At 74.7% G+C, this 4,401-nt stretch carries 4 protein-coding genes; all 4 read right to left on the minus strand.

Translation table 11 applies throughout. The features are described 5' to 3' along the window. Positions 1 to 122: 122 nt before the first annotated feature. Genes G6048_RS34330 through G6048_RS34345 form a run of 4 tightly spaced genes read right to left on the minus strand, consistent with a single transcriptional unit; the run spans position 123 to position 4,153 of the window. Positions 123 to 1,271: an acyl-CoA dehydrogenase family protein gene (locus G6048_RS34330; protein WP_165343499.1), complete on the minus strand. Its 1,149-nt coding sequence runs from the start codon at positions 1,269 to 1,271 to the stop codon at positions 123 to 125. Further along, complete coding sequence (locus G6048_RS34335) at positions 1,255 to 1,527, minus strand: acyl carrier protein (protein ID WP_165343500.1); 273 nt, start codon at positions 1,525 to 1,527, stop codon at positions 1,255 to 1,257. Before G6048_RS34335 ends, G6048_RS34330 begins: the two co-directional genes overlap by 17 nt. 24 nt (positions 1,528 to 1,551) lie before the next feature. Further along, a complete protein-coding gene (locus G6048_RS34340; RefSeq protein ID WP_165343501.1) occupies positions 1,552 to 2,559 on the minus strand; it encodes a beta-ketoacyl-[acyl-carrier-protein] synthase family protein in 1,008 nt (335 codons plus the stop codon). A 1-nt stretch (position 2,560) separates the two neighbouring features. Continuing rightward, entirely contained in the window at positions 2,561 to 4,153 is a 1,593-nt protein-coding gene (locus G6048_RS34345; protein WP_165343502.1) for a condensation domain-containing protein, read from the minus strand. Between the last annotated feature and the right edge of the window lie 248 nt (positions 4,154 to 4,401).

Below are 4,401 nucleotides of genomic sequence, written 5' to 3' on the forward strand. Positions count from 1 at the left end.
CGGGTGATCTGGGCCTGCTGGCGCGACGGAGCCTGCTACGACCCCGAGATCCACCAGGCCAACGGAAAGATCAACACGACCGCCGACACCCCCTTGGCGGCATAGAGGTTGACTCAGGAAACTCATGCGCGGGCCTCCCGACGGGCGACGTGCGCCGCGGAGTTGAAGCCGTGACGGCGCAACAGCCGGTCCGCGATGTGCAGTTCGGCGACGTGCGCGGAGCCCTCGATGAGCTCCATGACCTTGGCATCGCGGAAGAAGCGCCCCACGAGGCTGTCGGGAGCGCAGCCGGCGGCTCCGAGGGTCTGTACGGCGCCGCCGGTGACCCGGACCGCGGCGCGGGCCGCCGCGTATTTGGCGACGACGGTGTCCGCGACCGCCTCGGGCAGGCGCTCGGCACGTGCGTGTGCGGCCCGGGCGCACAGTTCACGGGCGGCCGCGGTGTCCACGGCGCATCGGCCCAGCAGGGCGCGGACCACCTCGTGCTCGGCCAGCACGGCACCGGCCTGGGTGCGCCGCGCGGCGTGCTCGGCGGCGGCGTCGAGGACGGCCTCGGCCATGCCCACGCACCCCCAGGCCACGGTGAAGCGCCCATGGTCGAGTGCGGTGGCGACGACGTGCGAGAGGCCGAGCCCGACAGGCGCGAGGAGGTGGTCGCGGGGCACGCGCACCCGGTCGAGGGCGACGTGCGCGACGGCCGCCGCGCGCAGGCCCAGCTGTCCTTCGACGGGCTCTCTGCGGACGCCCGGCCGGTCACCCTCGACGAGGACCGCGGCGGGGCGTCCGTCCGCGGTGCCCAGGACGAGGAAGGTGTCGGCGGTTCGGCCGAAGGTGACCCAGCGTTTGTGCCCGCTGATCTCGATCTCCTCGCCGTGCTCGGTCACGGAGGCCGTCACGGCGGACAGTTCGGTGCCCGCGCCCCGCTCGGTGGCCGCGAACGCGGCGCGGCGCTCGCCGCGGGCCAGCGGCGGCAGCCAGCGGGCGCGCTGGGCCGGGGTGCCCCAGCGCAGCACCGCGGCGGTGACCATGTCCTGGACGGTGACCAGGGCGCGCAGGGCGCTGCACGCCCCGCCGAGGTGCGCGCACACCTCGCCCAGCTCGGCGGGGGTGCCGCCGCTGCCCCCGTGTGGGGCGGGCACGCCGACGCCGAGGAGTCCGGCCCGGGCGGCCTCCGCGACGACGGAGTCGGGCAGTTCGCCGGCGCGGTCCCAGTCGGCGGCCTCCGCGCGCGCCCGGGCGACGAGGGTGGCGACGCTAGCCGTTGGCGGCATCGGTCACCGCCCCCGGGGACCGGTCGCCCGTCTTGGCGGTCACGAACGCCAGGATGTTCGCGGCGGTCCGGAAGTTGCCGACGTCGAGGTCCTCCGCCTCGACGGTGAGTCGGAAGCGGTGCTCGACGAACGCGACGAGCTCCAGCGCGAAGAGCGAGTTGGCACGCCCGTCGGCGAAGTAGTCGTCGTCGGGCCCGACCGGACTGCCCAACGCCCGGGTGAGGAAGGCCAGGACGTCCTCGGCCGCTGTTGCCATGGGATCTCCGCAGGTCTGGTGGGTCTACAGCTGGTAGGTGTGCTCGTGGTCACCGCCGGTGGCGACCAGGAGCAGGCTCCAGGCGGCCACCGGGCTGGCGTTGATCAGGACGACGGGTCCGCCGTCGGGCAGTTCGCCGCGGCGCAGGGCCGTGTCGAGGTTGAGCAGGACGTCGACCGGGCCCAGGTGGCCGTAGCGGCGCAGGTTGTCGCGACAGGCCGGGAGCAGGCCCACGTCCAGAACCTCCTCCAGGAAGGCGAAGCCACCCGTCGAGAGGTTCTGGCTGACGTATCCGCGCACGTCCTCGCGGCGCAGGCCGTTGCGCTCCAGCAGCCGCCGCAGCAGCTCGCGCAGCCGGTCGCGGGTCTCCAGGGCGAGCCGGAAGGAGTACGCGGTGGGATCCCGGCACTCCTCGCGCCAGTCGGCGACCGGGCGTTCGCGGAAAGGCACGTGGAACAGGTCCCAGTAGGCGCCGTCGCTCTCCTGGAGGCAGTCGAGGACCCGCAGGTCGCCGGCGCGGGCCAGCAGCAGCGCCTGTCCCGCGTCGCCGTTGACCGTCACGGGATGCCGGTAGCGGGTGGGCGTCGAGGGCTTGCTGCCGTGGACGACCAGGACGTGCTCCAGGTCCGGGTCGGCGGCGAGGAGCCCGCGGGCGGTGAGCAGGGCAGGGGTGATCGACACACAGCCGAGACCGCCCACGGAGAAGGTGAGGGCCGCGTCGGCGCCGAGCAGGCCCTGCAACCGGGTGGCTTCGGAGACCATCAGCCGTTCGGGGGCACGGGACTCGACGACCACGAGCGCCCCGAGGTCCGCGGCGGCGACGCCGGCCTCGGCGAGCGCCTGCCGGGCCGCGTCCAGGGCCAGAGCCGTCTCGTCGAGCTCCTCGTCGGCACGGATCCGGTCGATGCCCAGGGTCAGGCACAGCTCGCGCTCCGCCGGGTCGAGCGTGGCCAGTTCGGGCAGGTCGGCGAGGTCGACGCCGCGCTCGGGCAGGTGCCAGGCGGCGGCGCGGATCGCGAGCGGTGCGGCCATCTCAGCCCTGCCCGGCGAGTTCGGCGAAGGCCTCGGCGAGCAGGTCGGCCAGGGCGTTCATCCGGTCGGCGGCGAGCCGGTCGTCGTGCACCAGGTAGACCTCCAGGGCGCCACCCGAGATCGCGCTGGTGACCACCGTCGGCACGTACGACAGCAGCGTGTTCTGTTCCAGGGCCAGCGGCCCGGAGCGGATCCACACCGGGTCGTCCCCCGTGCGCAGTTCCTCGCCTCCGGTAGCCGTGTGCTCGACGAGGAGGTCGGGTTCGGGCAGGCCGCGCAGCGCCGCCGTGGCGGGGGTGAGCGGGCTGAGGTGGCGAAGGATCCCGTATCCGACACCGTCGTTCGGCACGGAGCGGAGGATCTCCGCGGCGGCGGGGACGACCGTGTCGGCTCGCTGTCCGGGGCCGACCGGCAGCAGCACCGGGTGGGCGGAGGTGAACCAGCCGAGCGCGAGGGAGCGGTCGTCGGGACGGTAGGGGCTGGGGGTGCCCGAGCCGACCGTCAGCAGGCAGGCGTCGGGCTGCCCGCGCCACCGGCTCCAGGCGCAGGCCACGGCGGCCGCGGCCGCTTCCCGCCCGGCCGCCCCGGACACCTTCAGCTCCGGGGCCACCCGCTCCGCGGGCAGCGTGCGGCGCAGCATCGCCGTGCCGGTGCACGGTCCGGCAGGCCGGTCGGACAGGGTTCCGACGGTGCGGCCCGCCTCCAGAACGGCGGTCCAGTGGCCGAGTTCGCCGGCCAGTTCGTCGGACTGCGCCGACTTCAGCAGCCGCTCGGTCCAGTGCCGCCACGTCCGCCGTCGTACGTCGCTCCGGTCCGGCCGGGCTGGTGCGGAACTGCCGTCCCGCAGCGCGGAGTTGAGCTCCTCCAGCAGCGGTACGGCCGAGATGTGGTCGTAGGCGAAGTGGTGCACGGTCAGCAGCAGGATCCCGGTGCGCCGTGGGCCGCGGTCGTAGAAGCGAGCGCGCAGCATCGGGCCGCGCACCGGGTCGACGGCTGCGGCGAGCTCGGTCTTGTCGGCTTCCAGGACGGCGGGCACGGCGGCGTCGTCGAGCAGCGGCAGGGCCCTGACGTCGACGACCGTGGACGTCTCGGCCGCGGCACGGACCAGGCGGTGGCCCAGCGCGTTGCTCCTGAGGCGGAAGCGCAGGGGTTCGTGCAGCCGCACCAGCCGGTCGAGCGCGGCCCGCACCGCGTCCGCGCGGACACCGGGGGTGGTCTCCAGAACCTCGGCGACGATCAGGTCACGTCCGTGGTCCGGCGCCTTGTCCAGGATCGCGTGCATGAGCGGGCTGAGGGCGATGGGCTCGTCAGGGTCGTCGTGGGCCGCCCGGGAGGCGGGCGCGGCCAGGGCCGCGAGGTCGCGCAGGGTGGGGTGGACGAGTACGTCGTGCGGGGTGAGGGCGAGCCCGGCGCGCTCGGCCCGGGCCGCCACGGCGACGCTGAGCACGGAGTCTCCGCCGACGGCGAAGAAGTCGTCGTCAGGACCGACGGGCCGCCCCAGCAACTCGGCCCAGATACCGGCGAGGACGCGCTCGGCGTGCCCGTCGAGGGCAGTCTGCTCCGGGACTGCGGCGGCGTCGAGGCGCGGGGGCACGGCGGCTCCAGGGTTGGTGGGACGGGGTTGCAGGTCCTCAAGGCGGCCCGTGGGCGGGCCACTTCGGGGCTGCCAGTTCTCAACATCGCCCGCGGGCAAGGCGCGTCGGGGGCGCGAGGCCTCAACACCGCCCGAGAGCAACGCGGATTCCTCAGCACCATCCACCGGCAACACACCGTGCGGACGGGAACCCTCGACACCGCCCGCGGGCAAAGCGCCTCGGGGGCGCGAGGCCTCAACACCGCCCG

Source organism: Streptomyces ureilyticus, assembly GCF_011045025.1.
Lineage (GTDB): Bacteria > Actinomycetota > Actinomycetes > Streptomycetales > Streptomycetaceae > Streptomyces > Streptomyces ureilyticus.

Coding starts and splice junctions, on each gene's coding strand:
- G6048_RS34330 (WP_165343499.1), bottom strand. CDS start 1,271: ATGCCGCCAACGGCTAGCGTCGCCACCCTCGTCGCCCGGGCGCGCGCG.
- G6048_RS34335 (WP_165343500.1), bottom strand. CDS start 1,527: ATGGCAACAGCGGCCGAGGACGTCCTGGCCTTCCTCACCCGGGCGTTG.
- G6048_RS34340 (WP_165343501.1), bottom strand. CDS start 2,559: ATGGCCGCACCGCTCGCGATCCGCGCCGCCGCCTGGCACCTGCCCGAG.